This is a genomic window from Acrocarpospora phusangensis, assembly GCF_016862995.1.
Taxonomy (GTDB): Bacteria; Actinomycetota; Actinomycetes; order Streptosporangiales; family Streptosporangiaceae; genus Acrocarpospora; species Acrocarpospora phusangensis.
This window is the reverse complement of the sequence record NZ_BOOA01000018.1, coordinates 88,907-109,303: the sequence shown is the minus strand read 5'-3', so window position 1 is coordinate 109,303 and position 20,397 is coordinate 88,907. Positions and strand designations below refer to the sequence as shown.

The window sequence follows — 20,397 nt, the reverse complement described above, 5'->3', positions numbered from 1 at the left end:
GATGGCCTGAGAGATCTGTGATGGACGATCACCTAATCGCCTGGCTGACAACTCTCGACGAAGATCGACTCGCCCGCGTCCTGGCCAACCGCCCGGACGCCATCGCCGCGCCCTGGCCCCGGCGGCTGGACGCGCTGGCGCACCGCCTCGGCAACACCTTCGCCGTCATGGAGGTCATGCGCGGCCTGCCCCTGCCGCCGCTGGAGCTCCTGCAGGCCTGCCTGGTGATCGGCGGCCGGCCCACCGAGGACGAGCTGGCCCGCTTCCTCGGGGTGAGCACCTCCGAGGTGATCCCCTGGCTGGACCGCCTGTACGACTGCGCGCTGGCCTGGCCGGGACAGGACGGCCGGATCCACCTGGCGGAGGCCGTCGCCCGCTGGTGGACGGCGCCCTGCGGCCTCGGCGAGCCGCTCTCGACGTACCTCGACTCCTGGATGCTCAACACCGAGGGGCTGCGGCGGATCTGCCGCACGCTGGGCCTGGCCCCGCAGGGCGGCAAGCGCCAGATGGTGGCCCGCGCGACCGCCCTGCTGAGCGACCCCGAGCGCCTCACCGAGCTGGTCTCCGGCGCGCCGGACGGCACGGTCGGCGTGCTCGACGACTTCGCCTGGGACGGGCCGGTCCGCAGCGTGGACGGCAACCGCTTCCTCAACCCGGGCACGCCCGAGAAGTGGGCCGCCGACCGGGGGCTGCTGTTCCGCACGCAGTGGGACGTGGCCGAGATGCCGCGCGAGGTGGCGCTGGCGCTGCGCGGGCCGGAGTATCACGGGCCGTTCACGCCGTACCCGCCGGATCTGGCCACCATCGGGGTGGACCGGGACGCGGTCGAGTACGCGATGTGCCTGGCCGCCCCGCACGTGCTGGACCGGGCCACCGCGCTGCTGGAGAACACGGACAAGACGCCGCTGCCGCTGCTGAAGAACGGCGGGATCGGGGTGCGCGAGGTGCGCCGGGTGGCCAAGGAGACCGGCTGCTCGGAGGAGGAGACCCGGCTGCTGCTGGAGGTCACGGCGGTGGCCCGGCTGATCGCGCTGGACGAGGCGGCGGGCGGCCTGGTCCCGACCGACCGGTTCGACGCCTGGCGGCTGGAGGACGCGCCGGCCCGGCTGCGCACGCTGCTGGCGGCCTGGTGGCGGATGGAGCGCTCGTCGCTGCGCCGCACCGAGGGCCGTTACCCGGCGGTGCTCGGCGACGACCCGTCCGGGGAGACCATCGCCCGCATCCGCTGGGCGGTGCTCGGCGCGCTCACCGAAGTCCCCGCCGGATACGCCTTCGCCACCCTGCAGGAGCTCGTGCAGTCGGTGCACTGGCGGGCCCCGCTGCTGGACCGCGAGCTGCTGGCCGAGTGCGCGCCCGGCATCCTGGAGGAGGCCCGCCTGCTCGGGCTGGCCGCGCACGACTCGCTCACCGATCTCGGCCGCGCGCTCGCCGCGCTCGGGCAGGTCGCCGGGAACGAGAACGACGACCTGGTGCCCGAGGTCGAGTACGACCCGGTCCTGGCCGAACGTTCCATCCGCGCCCTGGCCAGCGCCCAGCGCACCGCCCTGTTCGGCGCCGACCTGACCGCGGTGGTCACCGGGCCGCCCGCGGCCGAGCTGGCCTCGCTGCTGGACCGGGTGGCCGACCGCGAGTCCAAGGGCGCCGCGTCGGTCTGGCGCTTCACCCCGGCCACGGTCCGCCGCGCGCTCGACGCCGGAGCGGGCGCGGACACGCTCCTGGACCAGCTGGCCCAGGTCGGCACGCTCCCCCAGCCGCTCGTCTACCTGATCAGGGACGTGGCCCGCCGCCACGGCGAGGTCACGGTGACCACGGTCGGCTGCATCATCCAGGGCAGCGACCCGGCCCTGCTGGCCGAGATCGCCGGTCACCGCCGCCTGGCCAAGCTCGGCCTGCGGCTGCTCGCCTCCTCGGTGCTGGCCAGTTCCGCTCCGGCCGACCGTACGCTCGCCGCGCTGCGCGAGGCGGGCTACGCGCCGGTCCCGGTCAACGACACCGGTGAGATCGAGATCCGCCGCGAGCCGCAGAGCGGACGGCTGATCCTGCTCCCCGGCGGCCGGGTGGCCGAGCTGGACCCGCTGCCGATGCTGACCGAGCCGCCGCCCGACCCGCACGAGCACGCCAAACGCCTGATCACCACCCGCGAGGAGGCCAGGCAGAACGGCCAGACCTGGGCGCTGATCGGCCGCATGGCCACCCGCCTGCCCACCGCGGAGCAGTCCCTGCTCGGTTTCGTGGTGGATCGCGGCGTCCGCGCGCTGATCACTCTCTCCGACGGCGTCACGGCCACCGTCAGCCACGGTGAGCTGCACTCCGGCGTCCTGGACGCCTGGTGTGAGGAGGCGGGCGACTACTTAGAATTCCCGCTCAACGAGATCGCCTCGGTGACCGCCTCCACGTAGCTTCCCGGCTCAGGGGTGCAATGTGAGGGTCTGGGTGGCCGCGGCCTTGACGGCCTTTTCGGTGGACGGCCACGGGGTCGTCTCGCCGTTCGCCCAGAGTTCGGCCTGGTCGGCGTAGTTCGGGTGGTAGGCGTGCCCGGACGCGCCGGTGAGGTTGACCCAGCGGGACCGGTCGAGGTCGGCCAGGTCCACGACCATGCGCATGGACGGGACCCAGTTGACGGCGTACCCCTCGGTGCTGTCCCAGCCGGTGGCGTTGACGGCGTCCTTGCCGCCGGAGGCGCTGAGCGGTCCCCGGTTGAAGAGGGCCTCGATGGGGGCGATGCCGGAGGTGCCGAAGGTCTCGTGGGTGAGGTCGAGGGTGTGCAGGTCGCCCCAGCGCCAGCCGGCGGGGTCGTCGCCGAGCAGCTCGCCGATCTCGGCGTCGGCGTCGGCGAGGGCCGCGCGCAGGATGTCGTCCCTCGTCTCCACCCCGTTCTTGGTACGGACGTCGTCCCACCAGGCCGAGTCCTCGTCCTCCAGCAGGGTGCGCATGATCTCGAACCAGCGGTCGCCGCCGGTCGGGCGGGCCCCCTCGGGCAGCTCGTCGTCGAAGACGCGGGCGAGCAGGTTCTTCCAGACGACGTTGAAGTAGGCGGCCGCGGCCGAGTCGCGATCCTGCTGGAAGTGCCAGCTCTCGAACAGCTCGGTGCCCCGGCCGACGAGGCGCGTCAGGTGCGGCACCAGCAGGGGCGCGAACCCGTGGGCGGAGTCCATCTGGATCTCGCCCATCTTGGCGGCGGTCATCTTGCCGGCGGCGAGCGTGTCCTCGATGCGGGTCACGATGCGCTGGGAGCGGTAGCCGTACGCCCAGTCGGAGGTCAGGAAGGGGCCGTTGCCGGGGGCGATGGCGGCGTTGTTGGCGGTGGCGATGAAGCCCTCGGGCGGGTTGTACGCGTACGGCAGTTCGGCGAACGGGATGTAGCCGGTCCACTCCTGCTCACCGGTCCAGCCGGCGGCGGGCCACTGCCCGTTGCCCTCGCTCCGCACCGGGATCTTCCCCGGCGCCTGATACCCGATATTTCCATCGACGTCGGCATATATCAGGTTCTGGGCGGGGGCTTCGAACAGGGCAGCGGCGGCCCGGAACTGGTCCCAGTTCTCGGCCTTGTTCAGCAGGACCATGGAGTTCGCGGTCTGCCCGGGGTCCAGGGCGGTCCAGCGGAGCGCCACCGCGTGCTCGATTCCCTGGTCGGCGGCCGGTGGCCGGGCGAGGCTCCGTACCGCGCCGGACAGGGCGTCGGTGGCGCTTTCGTACACCTCGGAGATGATCGGCCCGTGCTTGGTGGACCGCACCTTCAGGTCCACCGGGGCTCCCCCGGCGACCTTGATCCGCTCGGTCCGGGTCTGGAGGGGCGTCCAGGTGCCCTCGACCTCGTAGGTGTCCCCCTTGACCCGCTCGACGTACAGGTCGGAGACGTCGGAGCCGAGGTTGGTGAACCCCCACGCGATGCGGTGGTTGTGCCCGATGACGACCCCGGGCAGCCCAGAGAACGTGTACCCGGACACGTCGTAGGGACAGGCCGCCGACCTCGTACGGCAGTGCAGCCCCGCCTGGTACCAGATGGACGGGATGCGCGGCCCGAGATGCGGATCGTTGGCGAGCAGCGGCTTCCCCGTGTCGGTGTGCTCCCCGCTCACGACCCACGAGTTGGACCCGATGCCCTTACGGTCGGTCCCCTCCGTCCCGATCAGGGAGGGTACCTTGCGAAGGGCCTCGGAAACCCGCCGCAGCGCCGACGTCGCGGCCACGGTCGGCGCGCCGGGATCGAACTCCCCGTCCTTGACGGACCCCGTGCCGACGATCGGCTGGTGCCGGTCGAAGGGGTAGGCGGGGAAGAGCTGGTTGACCCGCTCCACCGGGAGCACGCTCGCGTCCAGGGCGCGTTCGAGCTCCTCGTCCATGTTGGAGCGCAGGTCCCAGGCCATGGCCTTCAGCCAGGCGAGCGAGTCGGCGGGCGTCCACGGCTCGGGCGTGTAGTCGCCGTTGGTGAGCGCCAGCACCGCGTACTCCAGGCTCCGCGAGCCGAAGCCGTCGTGCTGGGTCAGCCAGGCGTTCACGCCCGCCGCGTACGCGTCCAGGGCGCGCCTGGCCTCCGGGGTGAGCAGGGCGAGCTCCTGCTCGGCGACGCGCCGCCAGCCCAGCGTCCGTACGACCTTGTCGATGTCCAGGGTGGCGGAGCCGAACAGCTCCGACAGCCGCCCGGCGGTGGTCTTGCGGCGGAAGTCCATCTCCCAGAAGCGGTCCTGGGCGTGGGTGTAGCCCTGCGCCCGGAACAGGTCGTCGGGGGTGTCGGCGAAGATCTGCGGGATGCCATGGGCGTCGCGGTACACGGTCACCGGCGCGGTCAGGCCGGGCAGGGCCAGCTGCCCGTCCGTCTGCGGGAACGACTGCCGGACGACCCACGTCCCGGCGCCCGCCAGCACGACGGCCAGGACCAGCAACACGGTCAGCACCCGGAACAGCCAGCGGATCGGCCAAGCAAATCGTGCAAAGGGCGCAAACTTGACCATTCCCTGACCTTTCCTGGTAGTGCGGGTCACAGTATCCAGGTCTGGGATGTGAGCTTGATTACCCGGGGGTAGCTATTCGGACACGAGCGCGCGGGCCAGCAGCACGCTCTCGGTCCTGGCCCGCTCCGGCCCGGCCTCCGACAAAACCGCCGCCGCGTGCTCGGCCCCGAGCGGGGCCAGCAGGGCGTGCGCGAGCAGCGTCGGATCGTCGGCCGGCCGCGCCTCGGCCAGCAGCATGCGCAGATGCGCGTGCCAGAACCGGTAGACGCCCACCCGGTACCGCGCGCCGGGGCTGGAGGTCTCCGAGACCCGCAGCAGGTCGATGTTGTCGAACAGGTACGCCGCGTACGCCTCCACGAAGGCGACGATCCGCTCCTTCGCCGGGGCCCCGGGCCCGACCGGGGGCGGCCCGGACAGGACCGCCTCCTGAAGGATCTTCTCCTTGTTGTCCAGCAGCGCGAAGACCAGGCCGGACTTGTCGCCGAACCGCCGGAACAGCGTGCCCTTGCCGACCCCGGCCTCCGCGGCGACCGCGTCCATGGTGACGTTGTCCACCCCGTGCTCCCGGAACAGCTTGACGGCCGCCGCCAGCACCTTCTCGCGGTTCCTGGCCGCGTCCGCCCGCTCCTTGGGCGGCTCCTCCCGGAAGATCTGCAACAACCGCGGCTCGTCCATGCACGGACTCTAGCCCCGCGCGGCAGGGGCGTGTCAGTGGTCTGTCAGCGCACGCCGCACCTGCGCAGGACCAGCAGCGCCAGCGCGCGCGTCACGTCCCGCAGTTCGCCCAGGTCCACCTGCTCCCGCGGCGCGTGCGCGAACCGTACGTCACCGGGGCCGTAGTGCAGGGTGGGGATGCCCGCCCCCGCGTAGATCCGCAGGTCGCTGCCGTACGGCGCGGCGGTCGTGCCGGGCCGGGCTCCCGTGACGTCCTCGACCGCCTGGGCCGTCTCGTCCAGCAGCGGATGGCCGGCGGGAAGCCTGCCGCTGGCGAACCGGCCGCCCGGCCAGGTGACCGTGACGGGGTTGTCGCGCAGCCACGGGTCGTCGATGCCGGCCAGCGCCTCCTCCAGCGCCGCCGCCGCGTCGGCGGGATCCTCGTCCAGCCGGACCCCGAGGCGGCCCTCGGCCACCAGCAGGTCCGGCACGCTGCTCGCCCAGTCCCCGGCCCGCACCGTCCCCACCTCGATCGGGTACGGCGTGGCGTTCCCCGCGAACAGCCGGTCGGGATCGCGGTTGCGCTCGGCCTCCAGCCTTCTGATCGCGGTGAACACCGGCCAGAACGCCTCCAGCGCGTTGACCCCCTCGTGGCGGGTCGCCCCGTGCGCGGCCCGGCCCGCCACCTCCAGCCGGAACGTCAGCGATCCCGCGTTGGCCGTGATGATCTTCCCGCTGGTGGGCTCGGTGATCACGGCCGCCTCGCCGGTGTGGCCGCGCAGCATGGTGGCGAACGCACCCAGGCCGCCGTCCTCCTCGCTCACCACGCAGTGCACGGCGAGCGGGCGGGCCAGCCGTACGCCGGCGGTGCGCAGGGCGGTCACCACGGCCAGGTTGGCGGCCAGCCCGGCCTTCATGTCGCAGGCGCCGCGCCCGTGCAGGGTGGTGGCGGTGATCCGGGCCCCGAACGGGTCGTTGCCCTCCCATTTGGCCAGATCGCCGGTCGGCACGACGTCCACGTGGCCCTGCAGGATCAGCGCGGGTTCGCCCTCGCCCTCGGTCGTGGCGACGACGCCGTATCCCTCCGCGCGGGGGGCCTCCGCCCCGGGGTAGTCCGGGTGGGCGCGCAGCGTATCCAGGTCCAGCTTCCACAGGTCCACGTCGAGCCCGAGCTCGCCCAGCCGCCGGGCGCACTCGTTCTGCAACTCCGACTCGGCGTCCCCGCCGGTGACGCTCGGCACCCGGACCAGGTCGGCCAGCGAGCGCACGGTCGCGGCCTCGTCGATGGCGTCCAGAACACGCGCTTCCACACTCATGCGCAAACTTTACGACCCAGGGACAATTCGGTTATTTCAGGCCCGGGCTGACCTCCAGGGCGGCCTGGCGGGCGGCGGCCAGGCTCTCGTCCAGGGCCTCGCGCAGCTGGTCGGCGTTGCGGGACAGGCGCGCCAGCTCGCCGATGGCCAGGTCGTCCCGGACCGTGCCGGCGAGCAGGTCGCGGTACTCGTCGGCCTGGTCGGCCAGGGCGCGGAGCTGGTGGTGGGCCTGGAACAGGCGGTCGGCCTGCTGGACCTTGGCCGCGTAGCGCTCCAGCGCCTCGATCCGGGCGGTCACCGAGGCGACCACGGTGTCCAGGGTCTCCCGCATCGGCGCCAGCGCCCGCTCGACCGGGTCCGCCACGCCGCCGGCCACCAGCTTGGCCTGGTCGGCGCGCAGGCTCGTCACCTTGCTCAGCGCCTTGGCGATCTCCCACTCCTCCCGGGGCAGCATCAGCTCGTGGTCGGCGACGTCCAGGAGGCCCTCCCGGTAGACCTCGGCCTTGCGCACCCGGCGGACGGCCTTCTGGGCGCGGACCACCAGCGCCCGGCAGTCGTCGTCGAAGTCCTGGTCCACGCGGAACCAGTCCGGATTGGCGCGCGCGAGTTCGGCCAGCCGCTGCCGGGGCGCGCTCCGCCTGCGGCGGATCCCCGACAGGGCGGCGATCCCCAGAATGATCAGCAGCACGGTCCCGAGCCCGCCGAGCTGGGGCCAGGCCCAGGAGACGACCATCATGAGGGCGACGAAGAACCCCGGCAGCCGCCAGCCGTCCTGCCGGGCCGACCCGTAGCGGGACCACGGGCTGCCCGTGCGGACGTGCCGGACGAGCGCCATGTCGGCCTGGAGGGCCTTTCTGGTCTCCGGGGGAATGTCCGGGTCCAGCACGGTCCGTACGCGCTTGAGCGGGCGCACGGGCTTACGGTCGCCCGCCGAAGGGAGCCGGTCGCGGCGCACCACGACCCGCACCCAGTCGGCGGGCATGTGGCTGTCGAAGGCGGTGTCGTCGGGCTCGATGACGACCGCCACCTCGCCGGCCCCCTGGTGGCGGGTGGTCACCGGGCCGACCATGGAGGCCGGGTAGCGCACCCAGTAGCCCTCGCCCGGGCTCCGGCACGTGTACTGGCCCGGCGCGACGTCGACCCCGACGACGTACATGCCGTCGCCGGGAATACGGTCCTGATATTTCACCGCCACCCGCAACGCCCCCTTTAACGTGACTTTACCCAGCGCCACGCGGGAACACGCGGATCGCTCAGCTGATCGACACCTTCGAGAAACGCACCTCGAATCCCTTACCCACGGGGGCCGCCGCCATGGCTCCGGCGAGGGCGGGAACCTGCGGCGGGAAGTACGCCAGGCGGATCATGTTGGTGGGCTCGGCTCCGTCGAGGCCGTACCGGACGGTGACGGCGTCGCCCTCCCGGTGCAGGTCGATGGTGACCGAGGACGGGGAGCCGGGGGCCGGCTGCACCGACCAGTCCGACACCTCGCGGGTGACGACCACGCTGATCTGCAGGGCTCCGTCGACGAACTCGACCCCCGCCTTGATCCAGTTCTTCTCGTCGATGCGCAGGATGGCGCCCGCCTGGTCGTACTGCTCGGCGTAGTCGGCGTCGAAGGTGACGGTCACCCGCAGGTCGCCCTCGACCGTGCGGCCGTACATGGGGGCGTTGTCGAAGGAGTAGCCGTAGTGGGTCTGCTGCCACAGGTCGGTCTTGGGGTCGACGTGGACGGTCAGGGTGTCGTCGGCGGCGGTCCAGGAGTTAGGTTCGTTGATCCAATCCATGGTCCGAATTGTCCCATGAGAGCGCTCTCAGGCGCATCCCTGGGGCGGATGGCACGGGGTCAGCGGGCGATCAACGGGTGAGGGACGCGTCGCCCCAGACCGCGCCCACCGCGCTGCGGGAGCCCTCGCCGCCGACCCGCGTCGCGGCGATGCGGAGTTTGACGTTGCCCTCGACGGGGACCGAGATCTTGACCTGCTGGGCGTACTTGACGCGTTTCTTCTCCAGTTCGCGGCCGTTGCCGAGGACGGTGAACTCGACCACCGTGTCGGTGCTCATCACGTCGTTGACGCCCAGGGTCGCGACCAGGGTCTTGTACCGTCCGTCGACCGTGTATTCGGCCCAGTGGGTCGAGCCGATGTCGTAGACGCCGAGGCCCACGCTGTGCAGGAAGGACTGGCCGTTGACGGGGAGCGCGTCGTAGTCGGCCTGCCCGTTGTACTCGCTCATGTCGAGGCTGGTCAGGTAGTCGCTGCTCCCGAGGGGGCCGGCGCTGGCGACGTCGTCGCCGGTGGCCGTCGCGGCCGGGGCGGGGGTGGTCTCGCCCGGCAGCGGCGCGATCACGGCCGGGGACGGCGAGATACTCGGTGAAACAATCATCGTCTCGGTGGCCGTGGCGGTCACGGTGACGGTCGGGGCGGGCGCCGCGGCGGCCGTCTCGATCCCGGCCGTCCGGACCGGGCCCCAGAGGTACATGCCGAGCCCGACGGCCACGGCGGTCACCACGACGGCCACGATGATGGCGATCTTGTTCAGCCCGCCGGATTTGGGGGCGTCGTCCCTCTGATAGGGAACCGGCAAATTCGCGGTCACCGTTCACATCCCATTCCTCGCGGCGAGTACGACGAACGTAGCCGCGCGGACAGGGAACGCGTCCCCCAATTATCCAACCCGTTATCCGGACATAAATCCCGATATCACGAAATTTCGTGAACTAGTGGGTGGGTGTGAGTCGGGGCCGGGGGTTAATTTGAAGCCCCGATCTCCTTTTTCGTCACGACCTCAAGGGCGCGACCCCGAGGCGTGGCCGCGATCACGCGTCGAGAGGCAGAGCCGCCGCCAGCTGCCGCCACGCCTCCCGGGGCAGATCGTGCTCAGGATCCTCGCTCACCACCTGAATGGCGATGTGGTCCGCTCCCGCCGCCAGGAATTCCGCCGCCCGTACGGCCACGCCGTCCGCGTCCCCGATCGCGAACAAGGCGTCCACGAGCCGGTCGCTCCCCCCTTCCATGAAATCCGTATCATCGAATCCGATTCTGCGGAGATTGCGGGTGTAGTTCGGCAGTCCCAGATAGAGACTCAGATACTGCCGCGCGAGGGCGCGCGCCTTTTCCGGATCGCCGTCCAGAACCACCATGAGTTCCGGCGCCAGCAGCGCCTCCGCCCCGAGGATCTCCCGGGCCCGCCGCGTGTACCCGGGCGTCACCAGGTACGGATGCGCCCCCGCCGACCGGTCCCTGGCCAGCGCCAGCATCCTCGGCCCGAGCGCGGCCAGCACCCGGTCCGCCGCCGGCACCGGCTCCGCCGCCTCGTCGAGCGCCGTCAGGTAGTCCCGCATCGCCTCGTACGGCCGCGCGTACGCCTTGACGAAGCCCTCGTGGCTCACCCCGAGCCCCAGCACGAACCGCCCCGGGTAAGCGCGCGCCAGTGCCGCCCGGTCCGCGGCGACCTCGTCCGGCGGATGGCTCCAGATGCTGCAGATGCCGGTCGCCACGGTGATCCGGCGGGTCGCTTCGAGCACCGGCGCCGCGTACGGGACCGCCGGGCTGGCGCCGAGCCAGAGGGTGCCGAACCCGAGGGCGTCCAGTTCGGCGGCCGCGGCGGCGAACTCGGGCCCGAGCCTGCCCTCCTCACGGTGGGCGTTGGTCCAGGCCGCGCTCCATATCCCGAATGTGCCGAACCGGCTCCGCTGTGCCATGAGTGCCTCACTTCGCTCGAGGGTCTCTCCTGAGCCGACGCCCGGGTGACAGTCCGTCATTCCGGGCGGCGCGCGGGCGTGCACGGTTCGCGGTGAGGTCTTTGCCGCCACTTTGAGACGACTCACGCATCGCCGCCGGACGGTTCCAAGGGGTCACGACCACCCCAGGCGCTCGTAGTACGGCGGGAGGTCCTGCCACGGGTTGGGGCAGGCCCCGCTGGTGACGAACCCGCTTCCGGTCAGCCGGGCCGTGCTGCGCTGGACGAGGCGGCGGGCCCAGCCGGGCACGCCGTACACCAGATGGCAGGATTTCTCCGGCGGGCGGGCCCAGGCGGGGACGGCGAGCGCGCGGTAGGCGGCCCAGGGGCCTTCGAAGGTGACCAGCAGGTCGGCCACGGCGGCGTAGCCGGGGTCGGGGTACACGCCGGGGTTGAGGACCAGGCGGCCGGACTCGCGCAGGGCCGCCGCCGCGACGCGGTAGTGGGAGAGCCGGTCCTGGCCGGCGGCGGCCTGGTCCAGGAAGACGCCGGTGACGCCGTACCAGGAGCGGTAGCGGCGCGCGTCCACCACCAGCTCCCGGATCGGCCGGTCGCCGTAGGCGGTGTCGAGGTATCCCAGGACCTCGACACCGGCCGCCAGCAACGGCTTCAGGACGTGGACGAAGTCGGGGTCCCTGGCCGTGCCGGGTCCGCTGTCCACGTTCAGCACCACGGTGCCGGGCGGGCGCGCGGCCAGCCGCCGCCACGCGCCCTCCTGCGCGACCGGATGGAAGTACGCGGGGACGAGCAGGCTCACGACGGAACCGCGTGCCACGCGTCGGCCAGCGAGTCCCGGAGCTTGGTGGTGGCCCGCCAGCCGAGCGCGGCCTCGATGGCGGAGACGTCGGCGCACGACCACGGCAGCGCAGACTCGCCCTCGGCGGCGAAGACCCGCCCCTGCCAGGAAGCCACGTCGATCATGAGGTCGAGGAGTTCGCGCACCGGCACCGGGCGTCCCCTGGCCAGGTTGAGCACGGGCGGCAGCCGGTCCGGGGCGAGGGCGGCGGCGATGATCGCGTCGGCCGCGTCCCGGACGTCCAGGAAGTCCCGGACGTCCCCGGTGACGCCCAGGTGCAGCTCGTGGCCCGCGCGCATGCCGGCGATCAGCCGCCCGAGCAGGCTGGCCGGTGGCGCGCCCGGCCCCACGGGGTTGAACAGCCGGAGCACGACGCCGTCGAGCCCGTCCCCGGCCGCCGCGCGGACGAGCGCGGTCCCGGCCAGCTTGCTCACCCCGTAGTGGCCGACCGGCCGGCATTCGGCGTCCTCCGCCACCGGTCGCGCGTGCGAGCCGTACTCCCCCGCGGAGCCGACGTGGACCAGGCGCGCCTCGGGGGCCGCCTCCCGCATGGCCGCGACCAGCCGCGAGACGGCGACGGCGTTGGCCGCCACCAGGCGGTCCGCGGACCCGAGCACGGCACCGGCGCAGTTGATCACGGCCCGGGGGCGCACCTCGGCCAGCAGGCGGCATATGTCGGCGTGCGGCGTCCCGACCAGATCGAGCGGGGTTCCGGCCGAACGCCCCGCGAGCGCGAGGCCGGTCCCGGCCGGGAACCGGTCCCGCACGTGACGCCCGACGAAGCCCGAAGCGCCGACCAACAGAACGGGAGCCATCTCAGGCGCCTCGCAGGAGGACCGGCCGGAGCACGTCGAACTCGGCGTTGGCGCGGTCGTAGTCGTCGGGCCTGCCGATGTCCAGCCAGTGCCCGCCGAAGTCGTACTGGGCGGGATGCCTGCCCTTGCGGAGGAGGTCGAGGACGAGTTCGTCGAAGCCGAGCGGCAGGCCGGGCGGGTAGTCGTACAGGCACTGCTTGGAGATGGCGTAGACGCCCATGCTGACCCGGTAGTCGATGGTGGGCTTCTCGGTGAACTCGACGATGCGGCCGTCGTCGGCGGTGAGCACGCCGAAGTCGATTTTGACCTCGCGCCGGTAGGTGGCGATGGTCAGCGGGGCCCGGCCCTGGCAGTGGCCGGTGAGCAGGTCGCCGAAGTCGAGGTCGGTGAGGATGTCCCCGTTCATGACCAGGAACTGGGCGGGCAGGCCGTCCAGCATGGTGAGCAGCGGGCCGATGGTGCCGAGCGGCGAGGTCTCCAGGGCGTAGTCCACGCGCAGCCCCCACTGCGCGCCGTCCCCCACGTACGCCCGGATGAGATGCCCGAGATGCCCGATCGCCAGGGTCGCCGAGGCGAACCCCCGCTCGCCCAGCTGGCGCAGGATGATCTCCAGGATGGAGTACTGCTCGCCGATCGGCACCAGCGGCTTGGGCAGCGTGGTGGTGTACGGGCGGAGGCGGACCCCTTTGCCGCCCGCCAGGATCACTGCGTGCACGAAGGCCTCACACGTTGTAGATGGTCGTCTTGTACCGGTCGAGGTTGGCCGGGAACCAGGCCGCGCAGGCCGCCAGCCCGTCGTCGAGCGTGTGCGCCGGGGCCCAGCCGCGCGCCCGCAGCCGGGAGCTGTCGCAGACCAGGCGCATGACCTCGGAGTTCTCCGGGCGCAGCCGCTCGCTCTCGCAGGTGAACTCGACCGAGGCGCCCATGATCTTGCTGATCTTCTCGGCCAGGTCGCCGACGGAGATCTCCTCGCCGGTCCCGGCGTTGAACAGCTCGCCCTCGACGCCCTCGGCCGTGCCCAGGTGGGCGAAGGCGGCGGCGGTGTCCTTCACGTACATGAAGTCCCGGGTCGGGGTGAGCGCGCCGAGCCGGATCGAGCGGGCGCCGGCCGCGATCTGGCCGATGATCGTCGGGATGACCGCCCGCGCGGATTGGCGAGGCCCGAAGGTGTTGAACGGCCGGAGCGTCACCGCGGGCAGGCCGAAGCTGAGGTGGTAGCTCTTGACCAGCTTGTCCGCCCCGGCCTTGGAGGCCGCGTACGGCGACTGCGCCTGCAGCGGGTGCTCCTCCGAGATCGGCACCGAGAGCGCCGTCCCGTACGTCTCGCTGGTGGAGGTGTGCACCAGCCTGCCGATCCCGGCGTCCTTGACGGCCTCCAGCACGTTGAGCGTGCCCAGCACGTTGGTCTCCACGTACGACCGGGGCGCCGCGTACGAGTACGGGATCGCGATCAGCGCCGCCAGGTGGTAGACCACGTCGGCCCCGGCCACCAGCTGCCGTACGCTGCCGGGATCGCGGACGTCGCCGGGCACGACCTCGACGGAGTCCAGCACGGCGGGGTCGAGCGTGTCCAGCCAGCCCCAGCTGCCGAACGAGTTGTACTGGGCCATCGCGCGGACCCGGTGGCCGCGCTCGACCAGGAGTTCCACGAGGTGGGAGCCGATGAAGCCGTCGGCTCCTGTGACGGCGTGGATGGGCATGGGTCACCTGTTCTCTAGATGTGCAGGGACGTTCGCGCGACCGCCGGCCAGGCCAGGCCGGTGAGCGCGCACAGCAGCGCGACATGCGCGAGGAGCTGGATCTGCGGGGTGCCGGGCGTGAGCAGCCCGGCGGCCAGGGCCGTCGCGAACAGCGCGAGCACGGGCCGGCTGATCCCGCAGGACTGCAGGATGAGCGCGACCAGCACCGCGCCGCCGAGCGCGAGGTTGGCCGCCAGCCGGAGCGTCTCGCCTGCCCCCGGGCGCACGGCCAGCCAGGCGAGCGCGGTGAGCACGAGCAGCACGGCCAGGTAGCGGCCGAGCGCCCCGAGCAGCTCGAGCCGGACCGCGCGCCCGAACCGCCGCGCGGTGGCCGTCCGGCCGAGCAGCAGGTGCCCGCCGCGCCGGAACCGGAACACCGCCCATTCGGCGGCGCCCATGCTCAGCGAGAGCGGCACCATGACCAGCGCCCCGTTCTGGGCCGGCGCGCTCACGGCCAGCAGCCCGCCGCAGAGCGCTCCGAACAGGGCCGGCGGGACCGCGCCCGGCAGCCGCCGCAGCCCGGTGGGCCGGGCCGGGCTCCGGCTGACGATCTCGGCCAGGACGACGGCCTCGGCCACGGAGAGCGCGCCCGCCGCCCAGACCGCCCACGGCGCGGGCCAGCCGGTCACCAGGTGCACGGCGCTGACCGCGCACCCGGGGATGAGCACGGCCAGCAGCACCAGTTCCCCGTCGGCGACCAGGATCACCCCGGCCGCCAGCAGGTACGCGGCCTGCCCGAGCGCCAGCGCGATCCCGGCCGGGGAGGCCGAGGTGAACATGCCGACCGCGACGATCACGGGCGCGAGCACGGCCAGCCCGACCCGCAGCGCGCGCCGCGCGACCGCCAGCCCGGCGTCCCGGTCCCCGTGCCCGATCGCCACGTACGCCAGGTAGGCCGCGCCCTGCCCGTACGCCCAGGCCAGCAGGAGCGAGACCACCAGCACGGCCGTGGGCCCGGTCACCGCCTGCGCGGCCGTGACGTAGCACAGGCCGGGCAGCCCGAACAGGATGCCCCGCACGGCGTGCCGCCCGGGGTGGCCGCTCCACGGGACCGGCGTCTCCTGGCTGGGTTCGGCCGGTTTGCGCGGCACGCTCCGGTAGAGGGCCTCGGCGTAGGCGAACACGTCGCTGTGCCCGTGCCGCGCCGCGCCCTCGTCGGTGAGCCCGCCGAACTCCAGCCCGGCCGCGATCTCCAGCGGATCGACCGCGTTCGCGCACAGGTCGCGTACGTGATCGTCCACCGGTTCCGGCAGCACCGTGGCCGCGCTCACGCCGCCACCAGCCGCGGGTAGAGCGTGCGGAAGCTGTCCACGGCCCGGTCCACGGTGAAGAGCCCGAGCGCGCGCTCCCGGGCCTGCGCGCCCATCCGGGTGCGCAGACCCTCGTCGCCGAGCAGGGTCAGGCAGGCCTCGGCCATGGCCCGCGGATCGCGCGGCGGCACCACCAGCCCGGTCCCCGCGACCGCCTCGCGCACCCCGCCCACGTCGGTGGAGACGGTGGCCCTGCCGGTCGCCATGGCCTCGATCAGCGTGTACGGGAAGCCCTCCGAGATGCTCGACAGCACCACGACGTGCCCCGCCGTGTACGCGTCCCGGATGTTGTCCACCCGTCCCTCGAACGCGACCGGCAGGTCCCCCGCCAGCTCCTTGCAGCCGGCCAGGTACCCCTCCCGCCCGGCCGGGGTGCCGCCGAACACCCGCAGCCGCGCCTCCGGCAGCTCCGCGTGCACCAGCCCGAACGCCTGGATCAGGGTCTCCAGGTCCTTGATCGGGTCGATCCGGCCGGCCCAGCTCAGCGTGGGCACCTCCGGCTCGGACCCGGCCGGCTCGAACTGGCCGGGGTCCACGCCGTTGTAGACCGTGCGCAGCCGGGCCGGGTCGGCCCCGCAGCGCACCTCCCACCGGATGTTGTACTTGTTGCCCGGCGTGATCAGGCTCGCCTCCAGGTACGCCGCCGCGCACAGCAGCCGCAGGAAGCTCAGCAGCAGCGCCTTCACCGGCCACCGGTACGGCGAGTTCCGGAAGCCCAGATACCGCTCCCGCAGGTACACGCCGTGCTCGGTGAGGACGAACGGCGTGCCCTCCGTCCACTTCGCCGCGAACGCGGGCAGCACGGCCAGCCCGTTGGCCACGACGTGCGTGACGTCCGCGCCGGGGGCCGGGCGCAGCAGCGGCCGCAGCGAATGCTCGATCAGATCCACCGCCGTGACCGCGTCGTGCACGGTCGGCGTCACCCCGATGCTCTCGAACTCGGCCCGCCGCGCCTCCCAGACGTCCAGCACGCAGCGGACCGAGGTGTCGCCGCAGAGCGGGACGCCGAGCCGCTGCAGCTCGCGCAGCACCGCGCCGAAGCGGGCCGCGGACCCCTGCCAGGGGTCGAGCATCAGGTCGAGCATCTCGCGGAACAGCTCCTCGAAGCGTCTTCTGGCCCGGCCCCGGGGCGGGCGCCCCGGGGGCGTGCCCCACAGCGGGATGGGCGTGACGGTGGCGTTGCCCGGCAGGTCCCAGGCGAGGCTCTCCCGCCCGGTGCCGGTGATGGCGTGCAGGTCGAAGCGGTACTCGGGCATGCCGCGCACCAGCTGGTCGCACCAGACGCTGACGCCGCCGTGGTGGTGGGGGTAGGTCCCCTCGGTGACCATCGCGATGCGCATGGGTGTTACGGCAGCAGCAGCTTGATCGGCTGGAGCAGCGCGTTGCGCTGGTAGGCCGACAGCTCGCCCGCGTACGCGGAGCCGAACGGGCTGCTGCCCAGGTTGAGCAGGTTGGGGATCCGGGTGCCGGCGGGGGCGGTCAGCGGGACGTCCAGGTTGTCGGGGGCGTCCACGTAGACGACGCCGTTCTGGATGTAGCCGCTGACCTGGTTCATGTTCTGCTTCCAGGTCTGCGTGCGCTTGATCTCGGCGCCGATGGCCGAGGTGCGCAGGTTCACGATCGGGGCGTTGGCGGCGTACAGGCTGCGGTACTGGGTGAGGAGCTCGCCCAGGACGGTGAGGAGCAGGCGGTCGCCGGTCAGGTTGGACTGGTGCGCGTAGTGCGGCCAGGGCAGGCCGCCGAGCACGTGCCGCAGCGCGTTGCGGACCTCGATGGGCACGATGTACTGGCTCCAGCCGGTGGCCGGGTCCAGCGGCGGGATGCAGGTGGTGGTGGCCGGGTTGTCCTCGCAGATGCCGGATCCGCCGTCGGCGCGGCTGTTGTAGATCCAGTTGTACTCGTCCACCTCGTCGGCGGCGGTGGCCACGTTGTAGAAGACGTTCATCGGGTAGCGCGGCACGGTGAGCGCGCCGCCGACCGGGCGCTGCACCGGGTCGCGGGAGGCGTCGCTGCCGATCCACTTCACCCCGGTGCTGTTCAGCGCCGGCGCCAGGTTCGGGTTGTCGACCGGCTGGCGGGGCTGCAGGAACAGGCCGGAGTGCTCGCCGGTGACCAGTTCGGTGGTGTCGTCGGCCAGGCCGTGCTGGTTGGCGAACTGCTTGTTGCGGTTGATCTCGTCCTCGATGGTGGCCCGCGAGGCCCAGACGATCTGGCCCTGCGGGTTGGTGGCGCAGCGCCACGGGATGACCGAGAAGTCCTGCGCGCAGCCGAGGAACGGGTGGGTGTAGGTGTGGTTGGCCCAGCGGAACTGCGCCTTGTTGGCCTTCAGGCTGGTCAGCAGCGGGTCGGAGCCGCCGTGCTCGGCCGCGTGGAGCACGCTGCCGCCGCCGTTGTAGTAGAAGTCCATGGTGAGGCCGTTGGCGTTCTGCCACTGCACGGCGGCGGTCACGTCCGCGGGCGTCATCCGGATGCCGGTCTCCGGCACGTCGGGCGGGCAGTCGCTGGTCGGCGTGCAGTTGCGTACCGGGTCCCACTTGGTGTCGTCGCCGAGCACGTCGTCCACGTGCACGGCGAAGTAGTTGCGGTCGTAGCCGAAGTGCACGCCCTTGGTGAGCCAGCTGAGGACGCCGTGCGAGATCATCTGGAACTGCTTCTGGTGCTGGTTGAACGCGGCGGTGACGACCATCTCGCTCCGGCCGTCGTGCGTGTGAACGCCGGCCACCACGCCCTGGGTGGCGCTGTTCGGCACCGGCATGGTGATCAGCGGCTGGAAGCTGCGCCCCGCGGCCAGGTCGTCCGGCAGCGGCGTGCCCAGGTAGCCGTAGCTCTCCCCCACGACGGGTGACTCGTCCTCGAACGGCACCTGCCCCGTCAGGTACGGGAACGGCCCCCCGGGCACGACGCTCGCGGTCATCCCGTCCAGCGGCCCGTAGTATTCGGGGTAATTCAGGCCGACTTCCGGGCTCGCGTACACGTACGCGCTGAGCTGGCGGATGCCGAATTTCTTCTCGAAGTTCACCAGGGCCGTCATTTCCGCCTGATCGGCGAAAGGATTGGCGTTCGGCAGGATCACCCCCTGGAACTTCGCCCGCTCGGCCGGCCCGACCGTGTCCGCGAGGAATCCGGCGGTGATGACCGGCCTTCCCGGACTGGTGAGATCCACTTTCTGGTACGGCACGCCTTCGGAGTCCATCGCGTGCGCGATCGCCTCGGTGGACGGAGTGCCGTCGGACACGAGCAGGATCCTCATATTGATCATTGGTTCCACGGCGTGCGCCGCGGTGCCGGGGATCAGGACGAAGACCGAGGTCAGACCGAGGACGGTCGGACCGAGTCTGCGGACGAACGCCACCATGCCTCCTATCAGGGGATTCAGACATGTGCCATATTTGCTGCCTTTTCCTAATGAAGGCGCGAAATGGCTATCTGGTGAGATCGCAAGGCATAGTTATAGCGGCGAATTCGCGATTGACGGGGAGTCTCAGGAAATTCCACAGCCGTTGACGTCATGACAAAAAGTCAGGACGTTCCATCGAATTCGGCATTGTGGGCATATCCCTGCGATTTACGCTGGGACCCCAGAAGGCGTGCGCCTTAAATCATTTCAACGCGAAAAATCCGGATATATGGGCGGGGGCGCGGGGGGCCAGGAACGGCCACATCGCGGGAGCCTGTCCGGGTTTAAGGGGCTTGCGATGAGCGGCTACTGCTCGTCGGATCGCCAGTAAACTGCGGAATGTGGGCGACCCGAAGTTCGAGATCCAGATGCTGCACGACCGAGTCATGATCAAGGTCGAGCAGGACAACGAGGAACGACGCAGCACGGCGGGCATCGTCATCCCGGCCACCGTCAAGACGCCCAACCGCCTCGTCTGGGGCGAGGTCACCGGGGTCGGCGCCAACGTCCGCACCGTCAAGGTCGGCGACAAGGTCCTCTTCAGCCCGGACGAGCAGCCCGAGGTCGAGGTGCAGGGCCAGACCTACCTGGTCATGCGGGAACGCGACCTGCATGCCGTGGCCACCCCGCAGACCGACCACGGCACCGGTCTCTACCTCTGAGCGCGGGCGCTCAGGCGCCGGCGGCCTCGCGGGCCCGGCGCGCCTCGCGGCGCTCCTCGAACCTGGTCGCGGTGAGGTCCAGCTGGGTCATGAAGGTGTCGAGCTCCTCGCGGGCCTTCTCGCCCTCGGCGTCCAGGCCCTGGATCTCGTTGACCTTCCACTGGCGCAGCACCGGCGCGAGCACCTCGTCGCAGTGCAGGCGCAGGTCGTAGATGCCGGCGTGCGCGATGGCCATCGACTTGCGGGCGAAGCCCTGCATGCCCGCGCCCGGCATCTGGAAGGACGTGACCACGTCGGTGACCGCCCGCATGGTCTGGGACGGCGACAGCTCGAAGGCCGCGCCCAGCAGGTTGCGGTAGAAGAGCATGTGCAGGTTCTCGTCGGCGGCGACGCGGGCCAGGATGCGCTCGCAATCGGGGTCGCCGGAGACGCGGCCGGTGTTGCGGTGCGCGATCCGGGTGGCCAGCTCCTGGAAGGAGACGTACGCGAGCTGCTGGAGCATCGTGCCGTACTCGGTGGCGAAGCCGTTCTCCATGTGGGCCATCCGGGCGCGCTCCAGCGCGATCGGGTCCACGGCGCGGCTGGCCATCAGGTAGTCGCGGATGACGACGGCGTGCCGGCCCTCCTCGGCGGTCCACCGGTGCACCCAGGTGCCCCACGCGCCGTCCCGGCCGAACGTGGTGGCGATCTCGTGGTGGTAGCTGGGCAGGTTGTCCTCGGTCAGCAGGTTCACCACGAGCGAGACGCGGGCGGCCTCGGGGATGGCGGAATGCTCCGGGCTCCACGCCTCGCCGCCAAGGACGCCGTCGTAGGTGCGGGCCTCGTCGTAGGGGATGTACTCGTGCGGGAACCACTCCTTGGCCACGCCGAGGTGCCGGTTCAGGTTCTCCTCGACCACGGGCTCCAGCTCGACGAGGAGCTCGGTCTGGGTCAGTGCACGCGACATTTCCACCCCTAACCTGCGATTTCTTAACCTACGGTACCGTAAGTTCGTGCGCCACACCGGGAGCGAAAT

17 protein-coding genes are annotated in these 20,397 nt (G+C 71.8%); 2 read left to right on the top strand and 15 right to left on the bottom strand.

The genetic code is table 11. The annotated features are described in order from the left end of the window. The first annotated feature begins 20 nt into the window (after positions 1-20). On the top strand, positions 21-2,399 hold the full coding sequence (locus Aph01nite_RS13570) for a helicase-associated domain-containing protein (protein ID WP_204041206.1): 2,379 nt from the start codon (positions 21-23) through the stop codon (positions 2,397-2,399). A 9-nt stretch (positions 2,400-2,408) separates the two neighbouring features. Here the strand turns inward: Aph01nite_RS13570 and Aph01nite_RS13565 are convergent, their stop codons facing one another. From Aph01nite_RS13565 to Aph01nite_RS13500, 14 genes are all read right to left on the bottom strand, one after another. Further along, the gene (locus Aph01nite_RS13565) at positions 2,409-4,952 is read right to left on the bottom strand and encodes a penicillin acylase family protein (protein WP_204041205.1); all 2,544 of its coding nucleotides are present in this window, start codon (positions 4,950-4,952) and stop codon (positions 2,409-2,411) included. A gap of 72 nt (positions 4,953-5,024) precedes the next feature. Then, the gene (locus Aph01nite_RS13560; protein ID WP_204041204.1) at positions 5,025-5,627 is read right to left on the bottom strand and encodes a TetR/AcrR family transcriptional regulator; all 603 of its coding nucleotides are present in this window, start codon (positions 5,625-5,627) and stop codon (positions 5,025-5,027) included. Positions 5,628-5,671: 44 nt separating this feature from the next. Further along, on the bottom strand, positions 5,672-6,922 hold the full coding sequence (locus tag Aph01nite_RS13555; RefSeq protein ID WP_204041203.1) for an ArgE/DapE family deacylase: 1,251 nt from the start codon (positions 6,920-6,922) through the stop codon (positions 5,672-5,674). A 31-nt stretch (positions 6,923-6,953) separates the two neighbouring features. Continuing rightward, positions 6,954-8,156: an Rv1352/Rv1906c domain-containing protein gene (locus Aph01nite_RS13550; protein WP_204041202.1), complete on the bottom strand. Its 1,203-nt coding sequence runs from the start codon at positions 8,154-8,156 to the stop codon at positions 6,954-6,956. A 19-nt stretch (positions 8,157-8,175) separates the two neighbouring features. Then, the gene (locus Aph01nite_RS13545; protein ID WP_204041201.1) at positions 8,176-8,709 is read right to left on the bottom strand and encodes a DUF1349 domain-containing protein; all 534 of its coding nucleotides are present in this window, start codon (positions 8,707-8,709) and stop codon (positions 8,176-8,178) included. 70 nt (positions 8,710-8,779) lie between these two features. Next, a complete protein-coding gene (locus Aph01nite_RS13540; RefSeq protein ID WP_204041200.1) occupies positions 8,780-9,520 on the bottom strand; it encodes an NPCBM/NEW2 domain-containing protein in 741 nt (246 codons plus the stop codon). 220 nt (positions 9,521-9,740) lie between these two features. Then, complete coding sequence (locus Aph01nite_RS13535; RefSeq protein WP_204041199.1) at positions 9,741-10,625, bottom strand: LLM class F420-dependent oxidoreductase; 885 nt, start codon at positions 10,623-10,625, stop codon at positions 9,741-9,743. A 153-nt stretch (positions 10,626-10,778) separates the two neighbouring features. Next, positions 10,779-11,420 (bottom strand): spherulation-specific family 4 protein, encoded by a 642-nt coding sequence (locus Aph01nite_RS13530; protein WP_204041198.1) that lies wholly within the window; start codon positions 11,418-11,420, stop codon positions 10,779-10,781. After that, positions 11,417-12,274, bottom strand: a complete 858-nt coding sequence (locus Aph01nite_RS13525; RefSeq protein WP_204041197.1) for an NAD-dependent epimerase/dehydratase family protein — start codon at positions 12,272-12,274, stop codon at positions 11,417-11,419. The genes Aph01nite_RS13530 and Aph01nite_RS13525 overlap by 4 nt, the downstream gene beginning before the upstream one ends. A 1-nt stretch (position 12,275) precedes the next feature. Further along, positions 12,276-12,989, bottom strand: coding sequence for a sugar phosphate nucleotidyltransferase (locus tag Aph01nite_RS13520; protein WP_204041196.1), 714 nt, complete (start codon positions 12,987-12,989; stop codon positions 12,276-12,278). 7 nt (positions 12,990-12,996) lie between these two features. Continuing rightward, positions 12,997-13,974 carry an SDR family NAD(P)-dependent oxidoreductase gene (locus tag Aph01nite_RS13515; protein WP_204041195.1) on the bottom strand — a complete coding sequence of 326 codons (978 nt, stop codon included), beginning with the start codon at positions 13,972-13,974 and terminating at the stop codon, positions 12,997-12,999. Between the two features lie 14 nt (positions 13,975-13,988). Continuing rightward, positions 13,989-15,284, bottom strand: a complete 1,296-nt coding sequence (locus Aph01nite_RS13510; protein ID WP_204041194.1) for a hypothetical protein — start codon at positions 15,282-15,284, stop codon at positions 13,989-13,991. Beyond that, positions 15,281-16,663, bottom strand: coding sequence for a GT4 family glycosyltransferase PelF (gene pelF, locus Aph01nite_RS13505; RefSeq protein ID WP_204041193.1), 1,383 nt, complete (start codon positions 16,661-16,663; stop codon positions 15,281-15,283). Before pelF ends, Aph01nite_RS13510 begins: the two co-directional genes overlap by 4 nt. 5 nt (positions 16,664-16,668) lie before the next feature. Next, positions 16,669-18,678, bottom strand: coding sequence for a hypothetical protein (locus Aph01nite_RS13500; protein WP_204041192.1), 2,010 nt, complete (start codon positions 18,676-18,678; stop codon positions 16,669-16,671). 383 nt (positions 18,679-19,061) lie between these two features. Here Aph01nite_RS13500 and Aph01nite_RS13495 point away from each other — a divergent pair, with 383 nt between their 5' ends. After that, positions 19,062-19,382, top strand: a complete 321-nt coding sequence (locus tag Aph01nite_RS13495; protein WP_204041191.1) for a GroES family chaperonin — start codon at positions 19,062-19,064, stop codon at positions 19,380-19,382. A gap of 10 nt (positions 19,383-19,392) precedes the next feature. On the opposite strand, the gene Aph01nite_RS13490 is transcribed toward Aph01nite_RS13495, so the two are convergent. Next, positions 19,393-20,328 carry an acyl-ACP desaturase gene (locus tag Aph01nite_RS13490; RefSeq protein WP_204041190.1) on the bottom strand — a complete coding sequence of 312 codons (936 nt, stop codon included), beginning with the start codon at positions 20,326-20,328 and terminating at the stop codon, positions 19,393-19,395. Positions 20,329-20,397 lie beyond the last annotated feature (69 nt).

Coding starts and splice junctions, on each gene's coding strand:
- Aph01nite_RS13565 (WP_204041205.1), bottom strand. CDS start 4,952: ATGGTCAAGTTTGCGCCCTTTGCACGATTTGCTTGGCCGATCCGCTGG.
- Aph01nite_RS13570 (WP_204041206.1), top strand. CDS start 21: ATGGACGATCACCTAATCGCCTGGCTGACAACTCTCGACGAAGATCGA.
- Aph01nite_RS13545 (WP_204041201.1), bottom strand. CDS start 8,709: ATGGATTGGATCAACGAACCTAACTCCTGGACCGCCGCCGACGACACC.
- Aph01nite_RS13515 (WP_204041195.1), bottom strand. CDS start 13,974: ATGCCCATCCACGCCGTCACAGGAGCCGACGGCTTCATCGGCTCCCAC.
- Aph01nite_RS13555 (WP_204041203.1), bottom strand. CDS start 6,922: ATGAGTGTGGAAGCGCGTGTTCTGGACGCCATCGACGAGGCCGCGACC.
- pelF (WP_204041193.1), bottom strand. CDS start 16,663: ATGCGCATCGCGATGGTCACCGAGGGGACCTACCCCCACCACCACGGC.
- Aph01nite_RS13500 (WP_204041192.1), bottom strand. CDS start 18,678: ATGGTGGCGTTCGTCCGCAGACTCGGTCCGACCGTCCTCGGTCTGACC.
- Aph01nite_RS13560 (WP_204041204.1), bottom strand. CDS start 5,627: ATGGACGAGCCGCGGTTGTTGCAGATCTTCCGGGAGGAGCCGCCCAAG.
- Aph01nite_RS13535 (WP_204041199.1), bottom strand. CDS start 10,625: ATGGCACAGCGGAGCCGGTTCGGCACATTCGGGATATGGAGCGCGGCC.
- Aph01nite_RS13525 (WP_204041197.1), bottom strand. CDS start 12,274: ATGGCTCCCGTTCTGTTGGTCGGCGCTTCGGGCTTCGTCGGGCGTCAC.
- Aph01nite_RS13490 (WP_204041190.1), bottom strand. CDS start 20,328: ATGTCGCGTGCACTGACCCAGACCGAGCTCCTCGTCGAGCTGGAGCCC.